At 69.9% G+C, this 15,059-nt stretch carries 16 protein-coding genes; 15 read left to right on the forward strand and 1 reads right to left on the reverse strand.

Annotated elements, in window-relative coordinates; all coding sequences use genetic code 11:
* Nucleotides 1–23 precede the first annotated feature (23 nt).
* The 15 genes from O9255_RS03175 to O9255_RS03245 all read left to right on the forward strand — a co-directional run bounded on the left by O9255_RS03175 (nt 24) and on the right by O9255_RS03245 (nt 13,831).
* Nucleotides 24–395 carry a hypothetical protein gene (locus O9255_RS03175; RefSeq protein ID WP_297865386.1) on the forward strand — a complete coding sequence of 124 codons (372 nt, stop codon included), beginning with the start codon at nt 24–26 and terminating at the stop codon, nt 393–395.
* A 4-nt stretch (nt 396–399) separates the two neighbouring features.
* Nucleotides 400–1,371, forward strand: coding sequence for an OmpA family protein (locus tag O9255_RS03180; RefSeq protein WP_297865387.1), 972 nt, complete (start codon nt 400–402; stop codon nt 1,369–1,371).
* Between the two features lie 325 nt (nt 1,372–1,696).
* Entirely contained in the window at nt 1,697–1,915 is a 219-nt protein-coding gene (locus tag O9255_RS03185; RefSeq protein WP_297865388.1) for a YdcH family protein, read from the forward strand.
* Between the two features lie 94 nt (nt 1,916–2,009).
* On the forward strand, nt 2,010–3,755 hold the full coding sequence (locus O9255_RS03190) for a type II/IV secretion system protein (protein ID WP_297865389.1): 1,746 nt from the start codon (nt 2,010–2,012) through the stop codon (nt 3,753–3,755).
* Nucleotides 3,752–4,951 (forward strand): type II secretion system F family protein, encoded by a 1,200-nt coding sequence (locus O9255_RS03195; RefSeq protein ID WP_297865390.1) that lies wholly within the window; start codon nt 3,752–3,754, stop codon nt 4,949–4,951. Before O9255_RS03190 ends, O9255_RS03195 begins: the two co-directional genes overlap by 4 nt.
* Nucleotides 4,952–4,959: 8 nt before the next feature.
* Nucleotides 4,960–5,403, forward strand: a complete 444-nt coding sequence (gspG, locus tag O9255_RS03200) for a type II secretion system major pseudopilin GspG (protein WP_297865391.1) — start codon at nt 4,960–4,962, stop codon at nt 5,401–5,403.
* Between the two features lie 16 nt (nt 5,404–5,419).
* Entirely contained in the window at nt 5,420–5,806 is a 387-nt protein-coding gene (locus O9255_RS03205) for a prepilin-type N-terminal cleavage/methylation domain-containing protein (RefSeq protein ID WP_297865654.1), read from the forward strand.
* A complete protein-coding gene (locus tag O9255_RS03210; RefSeq protein WP_297865392.1) occupies nt 5,796–6,212 on the forward strand; it encodes a prepilin-type N-terminal cleavage/methylation domain-containing protein in 417 nt (138 codons plus the stop codon). The genes O9255_RS03205 and O9255_RS03210 overlap by 11 nt, the downstream gene beginning before the upstream one ends.
* Nucleotides 6,209–6,799 carry a prepilin-type N-terminal cleavage/methylation domain-containing protein gene (locus O9255_RS03215; RefSeq protein ID WP_297865393.1) on the forward strand — a complete coding sequence of 197 codons (591 nt, stop codon included), beginning with the start codon at nt 6,209–6,211 and terminating at the stop codon, nt 6,797–6,799. Before O9255_RS03210 ends, O9255_RS03215 begins: the two co-directional genes overlap by 4 nt.
* Nucleotides 6,786–7,850 (forward strand): type II secretion system protein GspK, encoded by a 1,065-nt coding sequence (locus O9255_RS03220; RefSeq protein ID WP_297865394.1) that lies wholly within the window; start codon nt 6,786–6,788, stop codon nt 7,848–7,850. Before O9255_RS03215 ends, O9255_RS03220 begins: the two co-directional genes overlap by 14 nt.
* Nucleotides 7,851–7,899: 49 nt before the next feature.
* Nucleotides 7,900–8,850 (forward strand): hypothetical protein, encoded by a 951-nt coding sequence (locus tag O9255_RS03225; RefSeq protein ID WP_297865395.1) that lies wholly within the window; start codon nt 7,900–7,902, stop codon nt 8,848–8,850.
* Entirely contained in the window at nt 8,847–9,416 is a 570-nt protein-coding gene (locus tag O9255_RS03230) for a hypothetical protein (protein WP_297865396.1), read from the forward strand. Before O9255_RS03225 ends, O9255_RS03230 begins: the two co-directional genes overlap by 4 nt.
* Nucleotides 9,413–9,883 carry a hypothetical protein gene (locus O9255_RS03235; RefSeq protein ID WP_297865397.1) on the forward strand — a complete coding sequence of 157 codons (471 nt, stop codon included), beginning with the start codon at nt 9,413–9,415 and terminating at the stop codon, nt 9,881–9,883. Before O9255_RS03230 ends, O9255_RS03235 begins: the two co-directional genes overlap by 4 nt.
* 27 nt (nt 9,884–9,910) lie before the next feature.
* Nucleotides 9,911–12,049, forward strand: coding sequence for a secretin N-terminal domain-containing protein (locus O9255_RS03240; RefSeq protein ID WP_297865398.1), 2,139 nt, complete (start codon nt 9,911–9,913; stop codon nt 12,047–12,049).
* 321 nt (nt 12,050–12,370) lie between these two features.
* On the forward strand, nt 12,371–13,831 hold the full coding sequence (locus tag O9255_RS03245) for a hypothetical protein (protein ID WP_297865399.1): 1,461 nt from the start codon (nt 12,371–12,373) through the stop codon (nt 13,829–13,831).
* 192 nt (nt 13,832–14,023) lie between these two features.
* On the opposite strand, the gene O9255_RS03250 is transcribed toward O9255_RS03245, so the two are convergent.
* The gene (locus tag O9255_RS03250; protein ID WP_297865400.1) at nt 14,024–14,971 is read right to left on the reverse strand and encodes a glycosyltransferase family 4 protein; all 948 of its coding nucleotides are present in this window, start codon (nt 14,969–14,971) and stop codon (nt 14,024–14,026) included.
* Between the last annotated feature and the right edge of the window lie 88 nt (nt 14,972–15,059).

Consider the following 15,059-nt stretch of genomic DNA (forward strand, 5'->3'; position numbering starts at 1 on the left):
CACCAAAAGCGACCCGTATCCCCATGACCCGAAACGTCCCCGCCGGCCTCGCGGCCAGCCTCCTCCTCGCGGCGCTGCTGGGCGGTTGCGCCAGCGTCCCGCCCCCGACCGCAGAGCTCGACGCGGCCGATCGCGCCATCCGCAGCGCCGATGCCCTCGAGCCCCGCGGCCCGGCGCAGCAGGCGCTCGACGAGGCCCGGCAGCGCCTTGCCGCGGCCCGCGATGCCGCATCGCGCAAACGCCATGCCGAGGCCCTCGTCGCCGCGCGGGAAGCCGAGGCCGCCGCCGCGGTCGCCGCCGCCGAAGCCCGCCGCGCCACGCTCGAGGCCGAGGTTGATTCCAAGGCCGCGCGCAACGCCGAGCTGCGCCGCCGCCTGCTGGTCCAGGGAGATTGATCCGATGCGTGCTTTCCACTCTGTTCGAATCCACGCCCTGGCTCGCGGCCTCGCGCTCGCCGCTGCCGTTGCACTGGCCGCGCCCGCCGTGTCCGCCGATGACGAGATCGACCCCGTCGTCGCCCGTCTCCAGGCCCAACTCGCCCAGCTCGATGGCGACGCCCAGCTCGCCGGCATGGGCGGCGTCGAGCGGCTGAAGGCCCAGCAGGCGGTTCAGGCCCTCGCCGCCGCGAAGTCGAAGGAATACGCCTCGGCCCAGTTCGTGGCCGAGCGGCGCGTGCGCGCGGCCTTGGCCGCGGCGCAGGCCGACGCCTTGGCGCGGCAGTCGACCGACCTCGATCGCGAGCGCGACCAGATCATGGTGGCGGCCGCGCGCCGCGATGCCGATGCCGCCCGTCGCGACGCCGAGCGCCTGCGCATGCAGAGCCTTGCCCGCCAGGAAGAGGCCGAGCGCGAGCGCACGGCGGCTGCCGAGACCTTCGCGCTGGCCGAGCAGGCCAGGGCCGATGCCGAGCAGGCGCGCCGCCTGGCCGCGAGCCGCGGCCGCGAGGCCGCGCTGGCCCGCGAGGAAGCCGAACTGGCGAACTCGCTGGTGGCCGAAGCGCTGGCCGCCGACGCCCCGCTGCCGCCCTCGCGCAGCGTCGGGCCGGCGACCGTCTACACGCTGGCCGGTTCGGCCTTTGCCAGCGGTCGCGCCGCCCTGACTACTGAGGCCAACGCCAGCCTGCGTCGCCTCGCCATGGAGATCGGCGGCCGCAATGTCGAGGTCGTCGGCTACACCGACAGCCAGGGCGCCGCCGCGGCCAACCAGGCGCTGTCCCTGCGCCGGGCGGAGGCCGTCGCCGCCATCCTCAAGGAGTCGGGTGCCAGCGGTTCGATCCGCACCGACGGCCGCGGTGCCGCCGACCCGGTGGCCGACAACGGCTCGGCGGAAGGCCGCGCGGCCAACCGCCGGGTGGAAATCACCGTCCGCTGAGGGCGTTCCGTCTTCACCCGGCTGAACCCCGTTAGGGGCGGGTGAGGGCTTCCGAGGGGAGGTGTTAATCGCGGTGGTTTTGCTCGAAAAGCGCTTGCCCGCCCGTTGGGCCGGGCGTAGCGTCGATTTCCCAAGGGGGTGTTCCCCTTGGGAGAACGAGCCAGGCCGATGACCGCTGACCTCATCCCGCCCCCGCTGCCGCGTCCCGCTCGGGATGCGCGTGGCCCGCGGCCCGAGGCGGCCAGCCTTCCCGACCTGACCCCAGTCCAACCCCAACGCCCCGCGCCTCCGAGCCGGGGCGTTCGCGTTTGAGGAGGTCGCTGCAATGTTCGAAGGTCAATCCACCGCCGATGTCGAAGCCTTGATCAAGTCCGATCCGGAGTTCCGCCAGCTCTACCGCCACCACCAGCAGCTGAACAGCAAGGTGATGGATGCCGAGCTCGGCGTGCTTCCGATCGACGACATGACGCTGGCCCGGATGAAGAAGGAAAAACTGTTGGCGAAGGACCGGCTCACCCGGTTGTTCGCCCGAACCCGACATTGACGGTGGCGGCGACGGGAGGAAGGCGGCCCGCTGCGTGCGGGCCGCGTTGTTTCCGGCCGGCCGCAGCCGCGCGGCTGGGCATTAAGATGGCGGCATGCCGACCACCGACGCCTTCCGAGACCCCAGCACCCCAAGGGGCGCGCCCAGTCCCCGCCGTCTCGGCGACCTGCTTGTCGAGCGCCGTTTGGTCGTTCCGGCGGACCTTGCGCGAGCTCTGAGCCTGCAACCGCAAATCGGCGGACGCGTCGGCCAGATCCTTGTCCGGCTTGGCGCGCTGTCGGAGGAAGCGCTGATCCCGGTCCTGTCCGAACAGTTGGCGATGCCGGTGTTGCCGGCCTCCGAGTGGCCGCAGGACAACGAGGCGTTCCGCTTGGGGGACGCCGCCCCCGGTGTTGCCGTCGACTGGTGGGTGGACCAGGGCGTGGCGGCTTGGCGCGGTGCGGCAGGCGGCCTGCTGGTCGTGGCCCGCGATCCCCTTGATGCCACCGTCAACGAAGTCCTCGAGAAGCGCTTGGCTGCCCCGTGGCAGTGGCGCCTGGCCCGCGCCCAGGACGTCGAGCGCCTCGTGGATGCCTTCCAACGGGCCAACCGTTCGGGTGAATCCGAAGACGATGACGTTGGCCATCTCCGCGAGCTCGCCGAGGAAGCCCCGGTCATCGAGCTGGTCAACAGCCTGCTCGCCCAGGCGATGGACCGTTCCGCCTCCGACATCCACGTGGAGCCGGAGGAAGACAGCTTCAGCGTGCGCTTCCGCATCGACGGCGTGCTGCACCCCGTCCTGCAACTGCCGCTGTCGCGCTTTGCCGCCGTGGCCTCGCGCGTCAAGCTGATTTCCGGCATGGACATCGCCGAGCGACGCCTGCCGCAGGACGGCCGGCTGTCCGCCCGCGTCAGCGGCAAGGAGGTCGACGTTCGCGCCTCGGCCGTGCCTGGCGTCCACGGCGAGTCGATCGTGATGCGCCTGCTGCCGAAGGAGCGCGAGGACCTGTCGCTGGACAAGCTCGGCTTCGAGCCGCGCGATCTCGCCCGGTTCCGTCGCTGGGCGGCTGAGCCGCACGGCATCGTGCTGGTCACCGGCCCCACCGGTTCGGGCAAGAGCACCACGCTGTACGCCACGCTGGAAAGCATCAACGACCGCGAGGAGAAGATCATCACGGTCGAGGATCCCGTCGAGTACCGCGTCAAGGGCATCACCCAGATCCAGGCCAACGCCGAGATCGGCTACACCTTCGCCCGTGCGCTGCGCGCCATCCTGCGCCAGGACCCGGACGTGGTGATGATCGGCGAGATCCGCGACCGCGAGACCGCGGAGATCGCCATCCAGGCGGCGCTCACCGGCCACCTCGTGTTCTCCACGCTGCACACCAACGACGCCGTCAGCGCGTTCACCCGCCTTGTCGACATGGGCGTCGAACCCTTCCTCGTCGCGACCAGCGTGCGTGCCGTGCAGGCCCAGCGCCTTCTGCGTCGCCTCTGTACTGCGTGCGCCGCCCCTGCCGATGTCCATCCCGATATTGCGGCCACCGCCGCGCGTCTGGCGCCAGGCGAGACGCCGCGCTGGCGCAAGGCGGTTGGCTGCCCGGCTTGCCAGGGCACCGGCTACCGCGGTCGCGTGGGCATCTACGAGCTGGTCGATGTCGATCCCGAACTGCAGGGGCTGGTCATGCAGCGCGCGAGCGCCGGCGAGATGCGCCGGCATGCCAGTAGCAAGGGCAGCCTGACCCTGCGCGAGGACGGCCTGCTGAAGGCTCTCCGCGGGCTGACCACCGTCGACGAGGTGGTGCGCATCACCGGCGCCGCGCTCGAAACCGCCGATGACGTCGGAGCATCGGCACCGTGAACTTCCGCTATCGCGCCATCGATGGGCGCGGCCAGGAAGTCAGCGGCCTGCTCGAAGCCGCTGATCTCCGGGCCGCGGACCGGGAAGTGCTGAGGCGCGGCCTCACGCCCGTGCTGCTCGAGCCGGACCAACCCGTCGTCGACGCCTGGCGCGATCGGCTGCCGCCCTCGCCGCGGGAAATGCAGCTCGTGCTGCAGGAGTTCGCGACCCTCGTCGACTCGGGTGTCAGCCTCGCGACGGCGCTCACGTCGCTGTCCAACTCCAGCCACCATCCGAAGATCACCGGTGCGTTCGCCGCGATGGCCAAGGCGGTGCGCCGCGGCGACAGCTTTGCGCAAGCGCTGGCCGTGAGTGGCCTCGACCTCCCGCCCTACATCCAGCAGCTCGTCGAGGCGAGCGAGCTCACCGGTCGGTTGGGGCCGGCGCTCGAGGACGGCGCGCGCCAGTACGAGTACGACCTCCGCCTGCAAGCCGAGGTTCGGTCGGCGCTGGTCTACCCGGCGGTGCTGGTCGCTTCCGGCATCGGCGCGGTCTGCATCGTCTTCCTGTGGGTGGTTCCGCGCTTCGGTGGACTGTTGGCGCAGCGGGCCGAGCAACTGCCGGCGCTCTCGCGCTGGGTGATCGGCGGTGGCGTGTGGTTCGCCGACCACATCGGCCTGGTTGCTCTGGCCGCCGCCGCGGCGGTTGCCGCCCTCGTGCTGCTGCTGCGTCGCGATAGCGTGCGCCAGTCGATCCTCGAAGCCTGTGCGAAAGCTCCGCTGCTGGGGCCTTGGCTGATGGAGTCCGAAGTGGGGCGCTGGGCCGGCACGCTCGGCACGCTGCTGTCCAACCGCGTCGAACTGACGCGCGCGCTGGATCTGTCGGCGGCCTCGGTCGGGCTCGCTTTCCTTCGAGCGCGCCTGTCCCAGGTCACGCGCTCGGTCCGCGGCGGGGCGACGCTCTCCCATGCGCTGCGCGAGCATCGTGCCTTGAATGCCAGCGGCTATGACCTCGTCTCGGTGGGTGAGGCCTCCGGCGAACTACCGAAGCTGCTGCTCGCCTTGTCGCGCCTCTACCAGACCAGCGGCCGCGAACGCATGCAGCGCGCGCTCAAACTCATCGAGCCCGCGGCCATCATCGTGATCGGCGGTGCGATCGGCCTGCTGGTCACCGCCGTCATCCTCGCCATCACCAGCGTCAACGACCTGCCCCTGTGAGCCCCCGAATGTCCCGTTCCCCTCGCGCCGCCCGCGGCTTCACCCTGCTCGAGATCCTCGTCGTCCTCGTCATCATCGGCCTGATCGCCAGCCTCGTCGGCCCGCGCCTGTTCACCCAGCTCGAAGGCTCGCAGGTTCGCGTGGCCGAGACCCAGGTCAAGATGCTCCGCGGTGCCGTCGAGACCTTCCGCCTCGACATGGGGCGCCTGCCGACGGTCGACGAGGGCCTTGGCGTGCTCTACGCCAAGCCGTCCGAGCCCCGCGCGGCCGAACGCTGGCGCGGCCCCTACCTCGAAGAAGCGGCCCCGCTGGACCCTTGGGACACGCCCTACCAGTATTCGATCCCCGGACGCGATGGCCAAAGCTTCGCGCTCTACTCCTTGGGTGCCGACAAGGCGCCGGGAGGCGAGGGCAACGATGCCGACATCGGCGTGCTGCCGCCGGCGAACTGAGTCCGCCGCCTTGGCGATGCGCGGGTTCAGCCTGCTGGAGATGCTGGTCGTGCTGGTGCTCCTCGGGCTGGCGGCGGGGCTCATCGCCCCTTCGCTGTCGCGCACTGCGGATCGCGTGCAGGCGGCCGGTGATCGCGACGACGTGCTGCGCCGCATTCAGGGTTTGCCGGCGATGGCGAGTCAAGCGGGTCGGCCGTTCCGTTGGGAGGCCGGCAGCCTCGTCGAACGACCGGGCCTCGTCTGGCCAGCGGGCTGGCGCGTGGTCGCGCTGACGCCGCTCGAACTCGCGGCCAACGGCTGGTGCGAAGGGGCCCAACTGCAGGCGCAGGGGGCGGGCCTTTCGATGCGCCTTGAGGCACTCGCACCGGACTGCCGCGTCGTGGAGCTCACCGATGCGCCGTGACCACCACGGCTTCACTCTGCTCGAAGCCATCGTGGCGCTCGCCATCCTCGCCGCAGGCGGCATGGCTTTGTTCGCGGCGCTCAACACGTCGCTGCGATCGATCGAGCGCGTCGATGCTGCAGCGCGTCGGGATACGGCGGCGCAGAGCGCGCTGTCGCGCATCGAAACCCTGAACCCGATGCTGCAGCCGAGCGGCGACGAACCGCTCGGCGATGGGCGGATGCGCTGGACGGCGACGCCCATCGAAGCGCCGCGCGACGGCCTGACCGATTACCTCCAGCCCGGCTACTACGAGGTGGGCCTGTACCGCGTCGAGGTCGAGCTGCTCTCGGGTACGCAGGTCGACCATCGCTTCGTCGTGCGCAAGGCCGGCTGGCGCCAGGTGCGGTTCCCGGAGGCGCTGTGAACGCACGCGGCTTCAGCCTGCTGGAGGCGATGGTGACCCTGGTGGTCATCGCCCTGGTGGCCACCCTGCTCATGCAGTCGCTCGTCCACGTGCTCGGGATGCGCGAGCGCGTCCTCCGTCATGAGCGCGATGCGCGGGTTGCGGCGCTGCACGAGCACTGGTTCCGCGACACGATCGCCGCGGCTGCGGCGGATCGCCCGGGCGAAGCGCTGGCGTTCCGCGGCGACGCCAAAGCGATGGAGTTCCTCTGCCTCGACGCCCTGCGAGCCGGTGCCGCGGCACGCGTTGGCTGGCGCCTCGTCGACGCCGAACGGGGGCGTCAGGTGGTCTATGCCGAGGGCGGTGCGGACTGGCCGCTCGTCAGTGCGAATCTCGAGGATGCGGCCTTCGCCTACCTGGACTCGGCGGGCCGCTGGCACGACGTCTGGCCGGTTCCCGAGCAGCCCGCTGAGGTCCTGCCGCGCGCGGTGCGCCTTGGCTGGCGCACCGAGCAGGGTGTTCGCCTGTGGTGGGCGCACGTGGGCCCGGCGGCCGGTCTGCCTCCCGCGCTGGCCAATCGAATGGAGCAGATCGATGGCTCGTTCTGAACGCCGCTCGCGCGAACAGGGCTTCATCTTGGCCATGGTGCTCTGGATGCTGGTGGCGATCGCGGTCGGCGTCGGCTTCCTGATGCTCTGGACGCGGGAGCGGGTGGCGGAAGCGACCCTGGATCGCGCGGAAGTCGATGACCGCATCGCCCTCGTATCGACGCGCGAAACACTGCTGTACATCGCGGCCACGGTGCCGTTGACCCAGGCCGGCCAGCCCCTGTCCCCGATCCCCGACGGCGAACTCGCGGCGCGGCGATTGGAGGATTTCGGGGGGTTCGATCGCAGCCCCCGTGGCGGCGAACTGCGCCTCGACGGCCATCCGTATCGAGGCCTCGGCGGCATCACCGTCGCCATCCAGGACGAATCCGGCCTCGTGCCGGTGGCCTTCCCGGAAACCTCGCCGGTGCCGCGCCTGCTCGCGGCGGCGGGCGCGCCCGCGCGCGATGTGCCGGCCCTCGTCGACCGCCTTGCCGACTACACCGACGCGGACAGCCTGCGCCGGCTCAATGGCGCCGAGGCCCGCGAGTACGAGCGGGTGGGGCGTTCGCCGCCGCCCGGTCGGCCCTTGCTCCATCCGCGCGAGCTGTCGCGCGTGCTGGGCTGGGATGCGCTGACGCCCGCGGTGCTGGCCCGGGCGCAAGACTGGTCGACGAGTGCCTACAGCGGGGCACTGAACCTCAACACGGCGCCTTTGCCCCTGCTCGAAGCCTTCGTTGATGATTGCGGCACGGTATGCCGTGATCGCCTCGCTCGACGCGATGAGGCCCTGTTTTTCTCGGGCCGGCAGTTCGAGGCGGAAACCGGGGCGCGGCTGCTCGGCGATCGCGATACCGATTTCCGCAACGCGCCGTCGGAGGCGTGGCGTCTCGCGTTCTGGGGCGCCTCAGGCAGGGCATGGCGCATCCATGTACGATTGACCCCCTTGGCGGATCAAGCGGCGCCGTGGACTGTCGATGCCGTCTACCGCGCCCCTCGCCCCGATGCCGATGACGCTCCGCCGACGATTCCAAGCCCTCTTTTCGCCGACGCGCCGCTGGATCGGGGCTGAGGGCGAAGCGATCCAGCCGGGAGGCTGGCTGGGGCCTGTCGAAGTCGTCGTGCCACGCACGGCTTGCGAACATCGCCGCCTTGCGTTCCCGCAACTCGCCGCCGACCAGCGAACTGCCGCGCTGAAGCTTGCTGCGTCGCGCGCTCTGCTGTCGGAGGGCGGGCGCTGGATCGCGCGTTGGCAGGACGACGTGGCACAGGTCTGGCTGGTCGACGCTGCTGTGCTCGCGGATGTCGATCCTGCGGCCACACTCGTGCCGGAAAGCGGGCTTCGTCCACCACCGGCGACGCCCGAGGCGACGCGTCTGCTGGCCATGCGCGAAGGCGTGGAGGGTCAGGTCTGGCGCGAGGGGCGGCTGTTTGCCTCGCGCTGGTGGCCGTCGGCCCCGGACGCCGCGTCCTGGGGCCGATTCCTGCGTTCCGCCTCGCTCACGGCTGACGATGTCACGCCCCCGCCAGTCGAGACCTTGCCGCTGGCGTCGTCGCCGTGGGGCCGCGCCGACGATCGACTGCGTTGGTCGGCGACCCAGTTGGAGCGCGCGTTCTGGCGCAGCCTCGGCCTGTTGGCCGGCCTGCTGCTGGGCTGGCAGGTGGTGGCCACGGCGGTCTGGGCGATCGCGGCCCGCTGGCAGGATGCGGAACTCGACCGCGTCCGCGGGGAATCGATGCCGCTGATCGAGGCGCGCGAGCAGGCGGAAGCCGCGCAGGCCCGCATGGCGGCCTACGTCGATCTGTCGAACACACCGGTGGACCATGTGCTGATTGGCGACCTGAAGCGCGGCCTTCCCGCGGATGCACGCCTGCTCGCGTGGAACCGGGATGCCGGCGGCTTGCGGGTCGAAGTGCAATCGGCGACCACCGATCCAAGGGTTTTCGTGCAGGCGTTCCGCGAGCACCCGGTGCTCGCCGATATCGTCGCCAATCCTAGCGAAGCGGGCCGCATCGTTCTCGAAGTCGATCTCGATGCCCCGGCGGCAACGTCGCCGGAGGCCGCGCCATGAGCGCGGCCTGGCAGTCCTTGCACGGCCAATGGCGGGCGAACCGCCGCCTGCGCATCGCCGTCGGTCTGGCCCTTCTGGTGGCCGTCCTGCACGCCGCGATCGCCCTTTCGGAGGCGCGCGGCGCGCGCATCGAGCGCTATTTGCAGGATCGCAGCCTGCTGGGACGGCTCGAGGGTGCGGCCGCCGATGCGGCGTGGACCGGCCGCGCGACGGAGGCACGTGACGCGCTCGCAACGATGGAGGCGACGATGACGGCCGCGGCCAGCGCCGGCGAGGCTCAGGCCGAACTGCAGGCGCTGCTCAGCGCCCTGGCCGCCACGGCCGGGCTCGACCAGCCTCGCGTGCGTTCGGAGGCCGCGCTCGACGTCGAGGGTGTGCCCGACCTCTGGCAGGTCGTGGCCCGGCTGGATGCCGGTGCCACGCCGAGCGCCATCGACAGCGCGTTGCGGGACTTGGCGCAGCGGCCGTGGTTGCGCGTCGAGCGCATCGAAATCCGCGACGGATCGCCGGCCACCGTGCAGCTGATCGTCCGCGGCTACCTCCGCAAGGCGGGGGAGGGCGAATGAGCAGCGTTTGGACCCTTGCCGTCGCCCGTGTTGGCGCTGCGGTGCGTCAGCCCGAATTCCGTCGCGTGATCGTCGCCTTCGTGCTGGGTGGGCTGGCGTTCCTGGTGTTGGGCACCACGCCCACCCGCTTGCCGGCGACGACGACCGGCACGCTGGCCTGGGCGCTGCCCGCCGTCCCCTCGACCCCGCCGACGCCGTGGGATGTGCCTGTCTGGGCCTCCGAGCCCGCGAAGGCTGCCGCTGCGGCGACCGAGGCCCCTCAGCCCCGCCTGCTGGGGACGGTGCGCGTCGCCGGCCGCTGGCGCGCGCTCTTCGACATGCCTGATGGCCGCCGCGTGCGTGCCGCGGAAGGCGAGCGCTTGCCCGATGGCGCTGAAGTCACCACCGTGGCGGCCACCCGTGCCGAATGGCGCGACGGCCGCGGGGAGCGCCACGAGGCGCGCCTCCTCGACGCCCGCCAGCCTTGAACCGATTGACGTGATCCGGACGAACCCATGCCTTTTTCGCTGACGCCCGCCCGACTGCCCCTCGCCCTGCTGGTCGCGCTCGTGCTCGCTGGTTGCGCCACTGCCCCGGCGAACCTGCCGGAGCCGCTGCGCGCCCCGCTGCCGACGACGGAAGCGCCCGCGGTGGCCGAGGACGCCGCCGATGACGGCCCGCGCATTTCCGAGGGGCCGCGGACCGAAGCGCCGCCCGCGCGGCTCCTCGATGCGCGCCGGAGCCCGGTCCGACCGGGCGGGGCGCCGATCGCCCTCGCCATCGACGGCGCAAACCTCACCGCCTTCATCGACGAGGTGTTCGCCAACCAGTTGGGCTTCTCGATCGAGGTCGAACAGGCGGTGCGCGACAAGCAGGACCTCGTGAGCCTCCGCCTCGTCGATCCCGAGCCGCCGAACCGCCTGTACGCGATCGCCGAGGAAGTGCTGAAGCGCTACGGCGTCGCCGTCGTGCAGGAGCAGGGGCGCTTGCGCTTCACCGCCGAGTCGGGTGCCGTCGTCGAGGCGCCGCAGCTGCTCACCGGCCGCGCCTTGCCCGAGGTGCCCGCTGGCCAGCGCCCGATCTTCGTGTTCATGCCGCTCGACGTCGCCGAGCCGGCGCGCATCAGCGCGCAGGTCCGCACGCTCCATGGCAGCGGCGGCCCCGCGGGCCTGCAGGTCACCGAACTCAACGACAACAACGCGCTGCTGCTCAGCGGCCCGCCGGCGCTGGTGAACTCGGCGATGGAAGCGGTGCAGTTGCTGGACCGCACGGGCCTGCGCGAGAAGCGCTCGCTGCGCATCTCGCCGCTCTACCTCAGCGTCGACGTGCTTGCGAAGGAGCTGCGCGAGCTGCTGAGCGGACAGGGCTTCACGTTCCGCAGCACGCCCGGCAGCGGCGGTGCGCTGACCTTCGTGCCGGTGGCCTCCGCGAATGCCCTCGTGGTGTTCAGCGAGTCGGATGCCGCACTCGAGGCCGTGGCGCAGTGGGCCGAGACGCTCGACCAGCCCGCCGATGACGGTGGCACGCAGGCGGGCGCCTACATCTACCAGGTGCGCCACACCACTGCGGAAAGCCTGCGCATCACGATGGAGGCGCTGATCGGCGGGACGCCGTCCGGTGGCGTCGCCGGCGGTGACGGAGTCGCGGCGGGGCAGGGCTCGCGCAGCGTGCAGGGTGGCAACGGTTTCGATGAAGTCGGAAACAGCGTGACGTCCGGCGGCGGGGCCGGCAGCGCCCGCGGAGGGGCGCAGGCCTCGGTCAGCGTGGCGCCGGACGGGAGCCGCATCGTCGTCGACCCGCAGCGCAATGCCATCATCTTCCAGGGCGAGGCCAGTCGCTGGCGCACGCTGCAGAGCGTGCTCGCGCGCCTCGACCAGCCGGCGCGCCAGGTGCTGGTGGAAGTGACGGTGGCGGAAGTGACGCTTACCGACGAGTTCTCCCATGGGGTCGAGTGGGCGCTGCGCGAGGCGGGCATCAGCGATTTCGGCGGAAGCCTCGGCGCCTACACGGGAACCGTGCCCGCCCGCGGTGTGGTGTGGCGCCCGATCTCGTCGAGCGGGCAGGTGCGCGCGGTGATGAACCTGTTCCAGAACAGTACCCGGGTGAACATCCTCTCCACGCCGCGCCTTATGGTGCGCAGCGGCGAGAGCGCGAGCATCGACGTCGGCACCGAGGTGCCGATCCTCACCAGCCAGGCCACGGCGCCCGACCTGGGTGGCGTCACGCCTTCGATCCTGCAGCAGGTGCAGTACCGCAAGACCGGCGTGCTGCTGGAGATCAAGCCGGTGGTGCATTCCAGCCAGCGGGTCGACCTCAGTGTGAGTCAGGAGGTCAGCGAGGCGCAGCAGACCGAATCCAGCACCATCTCGTCGCCTAGCATCTTTTCGCGCCGGCTGCAAACGTCGATGAGCGTCTCGGACGGCGAAGCGACGCTGATGGGCGGGCTGATCTCCAATACCACCACCACAGGCGGTACCGAAATCCCCGGCCTGGGTCGCATCCCGGTGGTGGGGGAGTTGTTCCGCAGCCGCAGCCGCACGGGCAACCGCACCGAGCTGATGGTCCTGATCACCCCGTACGTGATCGAAGACGCGGCCCAGGCGCGGCAGATCACCGAGGCGCTGAGAGCCCGTCTGGGCGAGATTCCGCGCTGAAACAGTTCTGCAGCACCCTGTCGTAAGTCATTGGTTGGCCGCTTTTTTTCAGGGGTGTGACGGTGTCGGCTAACAATTTCTCGACAATCGTTGACGCCCCGAAAAGCCACGTACTACTATCGGCGGGCGTTTGGGGACTGCGTGGTGCTCTTGCATGCGCAGAAGGTGGGTGCCAAACCCGACGGCTCTCTGTCATAGTGAGCCCCGGCGGCAACTTTCCTCCCGTGCCGGCGCCGGCATGATGCATGCAGGCGCTAGGTGGTGCCCGGACGTTGTGCTGTTCTGATGCTTCAAAACCCTAAGCTTAGGAGTAACAACGTAATGACCCTCAACAAGAAGATTCTCGCCGCAGCGATCGTCGGTGGCCTGTTCGCCACGGCGGCCCAGGCGCAGGTCAACCTCAGCGCCTCCGGCGGCTCGACCCCGGTGACGTTCGCGTCGGAGCTCGTGATCTCGAACCCGACCGACGGCCTGGCACTGACGAACGCCGCTAACGCTCTCGATCTCGCGGCCAACCTCCGCTACAACTTCTCCGAGAACGAAGTTCGCTACGCGCGCGTCGAGTGCTCGAGCAACGTCCGCTTCTTGGCTGGTAGCGCGGTGGCTCTGGGCGCCGGCACCGGCGTCCCGGGCGACCTGACGGGTGCCACCATCGGCGCCATCAACGGCCTCGGCACCAACGTGATCACCTTCTCGATCACCTCGGGCACCGGCCTGCTGAAGTCGGTCAACACCCTGACCATCAACGGCAACCGCAACATCACCGCCACCACGGCCGGCTCGTGCTCGTACAGCCTGTACGACCAGCCGTCGCAGGCTGCTGCTGGCGGCACCGCCGGCCTGATCACGACCGTTTCGGGTAACTACATCACGTTCGCCCAGAGCTATGGTCTGGCCGTTCTGAACCCGCGTGGCGCCGTCGCCAACGTCGAGGCCAGCCCGTCGTTCTCGCGCTTCGTCTCGGCCGCCCCGACCAGCTCCGTTGATCGTGGCAACCTTGGTTCGATCGTGTTCGACACCCGCGCCAACGTTGCGGTTGCTCAGGGCACGACGGCGACCCAGCCGCGTCTCGCCAACGGCGTTGCCGCCACGCTGGCCGATCTGCTCGACGCCGACTCGACCCACTCGATCGCTGGTGATTTCTCGGCTGCGGCCAACTCCAACGGCACGTTCTCGGGCGCTGCCCTGAGCCGCGTGTACTTCTCGGTGAACGCCGACTGCTCGACCGTCGACGTCGCCGCGAATGCCGTGACCGCCACCTCGGCCCGCTTCGACACTGGTCCGACCGCCGTCAACGCCTCGCTCTGCTACGCCCCGCGTACGGGCGTCGCCATCCCGGCTTCGGGCTACGCGCAGACCTTCAACGCCGTGTCGACTGACACTGCGCTGTACTCGGTCACCAGCCTCGGCCCGGTCACCCTGGGTTCGATCACCCGCAACGGCACCTCGCTGCAGGCCCCGTTCGTCCAGCTCCCGGCTGGCTGGCTGAGCCGCGTCGTCCTGACGAACACCGGTACGGTGGCTCGTCCGTACACGATCGCTGCGCAGACGGAAGCCGGCACGACGGCGGCGCTGGGCTCGGCGGCTACGGGCACCATCCCGGCCGGCGGCACCATCGTCCTGAGCGTCTCGGACATCGTCACCTTCACGGGCAACTCGCGCGGTACGCTGGTTGCCACGGTTGCCGGCCCGACGAACGACATCCAGGGTCTGTACCAGATCGTGAATGGCGTCACGGGCTCGATCGCCAACACCGCGATGCAGCGTCCGGGCACCAACTAATCCTTCCGGGTTAGTCGCAACACGAGAAAGGCCCGCGCAAGCGGGCCTTTCTTTTTGGCTTCTCGATCACGCCGCGGTAGAAGCGTTGTCCTCGGCGACAATTTGCAACGACAAGCCGGGTCAGATGACCGCGGAAGAAGGCGTAAACAGGCTTGCCGGAGCCGAGATTTCTCCCCGGCTATGGCCCTCGTGTCAGATCCGCTCGATCTCTGCCCGCCAGAACTCAAGTAGCGCTTCTTCCATCCTTGACGGGCTGTAGCGGGCCACCGTCGCCGCCATGGCTTGGCGAATCGACGCGCTCGCTGGCGGATCCGCCTTGCACAGGTCCAGCGCCGCGGCGAGGCCCTTGACGCAGGCCCGCCAGTCGCCGGTATCCGCCCACCACCCGTTCGCGTCGCCCATGTACTCGCGTCCGCCGTCGCCGTGAAAGCCAGCGACCAGGCATCCTGCGGCCATGGCTTCCAAGGGCGGCAGTCCGAAGGACTCTTTGTGTGACAGGGAGAGGAACACGGCGCTCTCGCCCAGCGATGCTGCTGCTTCCTGCTGCGTGCCGCCTTGGATGGCGACCCAGGGAACATCGGCGTGGCGTGGATGCATCCGTCGCAAGGTTGCCTGCACGAATGCCGCGTAGTCGCCCAGCTTGCGCGGCATGCAGGCCACTTGAAGCTTCTTGTTTGGCGCTGGCTTGAACCGCTGCGGATCCACGGCGCAAGGAATGATAGGAATGTCGGTCAAGCCATACACGTCGGCGAAGAACTGCTGAACCGAATGGCTCGAAGCAATGAAGCCATCGACCCCCAGTTCGTGCGCACCCCCTCCCGGATTGGATGGAAAGGGAATGTAGTACTGGTTCTGACAGAACATCAGTTTGCGCACAGGAGCCTGCCGTAGTGCTTCCACATAGGTGGAAAAACCCTCGGGAATCACCCAGATGTCACCCGGCTCGACGGTCAATCGCCCCCCGTGCAACGTGAGAGGGACATCGATCCCGTAGAAGTCTCGTTCGGGCCGGGTGGCCAGGGCGACAGACGCCCGGAATCCATTCTTGGCAAGTGTTGCCGCATGCTGGTAGATGACCGAGATGCCGCCAGAGGGAAAGGCGAAGGCTTCGGCAACGAAAAGAATGCGGCGCTTAGACATGGGGTTGAGGCTGGGCGGGCGGTGAGGTTTGGAGCGTAGCGACATCGCATGGGCCTCGGGGCTCATCCCGCCGAGGGCTTTCCTGTGT

Origin of the sequence: Silanimonas sp. (genome assembly GCF_027530345.1) — a bacterium.
GTDB lineage: Bacteria > Pseudomonadota > Gammaproteobacteria > Xanthomonadales > Xanthomonadaceae > Silanimonas.

What these genes read in the sequence shown, in the direction of transcription:
- O9255_RS03235 (WP_297865397.1), top strand. Translation starts at nt 9,413, where the DNA reads ATGAGCAGCGTTTGGACCCTTGCCGTCGCCCGTGTTGGCGCTGCGGTG.
- O9255_RS03190 (WP_297865389.1), top strand. Translation starts at nt 2,010, where the DNA reads ATGCCGACCACCGACGCCTTCCGAGACCCCAGCACCCCAAGGGGCGCG.
- O9255_RS03180 (WP_297865387.1), top strand. Translation starts at nt 400, where the DNA reads ATGCGTGCTTTCCACTCTGTTCGAATCCACGCCCTGGCTCGCGGCCTC.
- O9255_RS03175 (WP_297865386.1), top strand. Translation starts at nt 24, where the DNA reads ATGACCCGAAACGTCCCCGCCGGCCTCGCGGCCAGCCTCCTCCTCGCG.
- O9255_RS03220 (WP_297865394.1), top strand. Translation starts at nt 6,786, where the DNA reads ATGGCTCGTTCTGAACGCCGCTCGCGCGAACAGGGCTTCATCTTGGCC.
- O9255_RS03245 (WP_297865399.1), top strand. Translation starts at nt 12,371, where the DNA reads ATGACCCTCAACAAGAAGATTCTCGCCGCAGCGATCGTCGGTGGCCTG.
- O9255_RS03185 (WP_297865388.1), top strand. Translation starts at nt 1,697, where the DNA reads ATGTTCGAAGGTCAATCCACCGCCGATGTCGAAGCCTTGATCAAGTCC.
- O9255_RS03250 (WP_297865400.1), bottom strand. Translation starts at nt 14,971, where the DNA reads ATGTCTAAGCGCCGCATTCTTTTCGTTGCCGAAGCCTTCGCCTTTCCC.
- O9255_RS03230 (WP_297865396.1), top strand. Translation starts at nt 8,847, where the DNA reads ATGAGCGCGGCCTGGCAGTCCTTGCACGGCCAATGGCGGGCGAACCGC.
- O9255_RS03205 (WP_297865654.1), top strand. Translation starts at nt 5,420, where the DNA reads ATGCGCGGGTTCAGCCTGCTGGAGATGCTGGTCGTGCTGGTGCTCCTC.
- O9255_RS03210 (WP_297865392.1), top strand. Translation starts at nt 5,796, where the DNA reads ATGCGCCGTGACCACCACGGCTTCACTCTGCTCGAAGCCATCGTGGCG.
- gspG (WP_297865391.1), top strand. Translation starts at nt 4,960, where the DNA reads ATGTCCCGTTCCCCTCGCGCCGCCCGCGGCTTCACCCTGCTCGAGATC.
- O9255_RS03240 (WP_297865398.1), top strand. Translation starts at nt 9,911, where the DNA reads ATGCCTTTTTCGCTGACGCCCGCCCGACTGCCCCTCGCCCTGCTGGTC.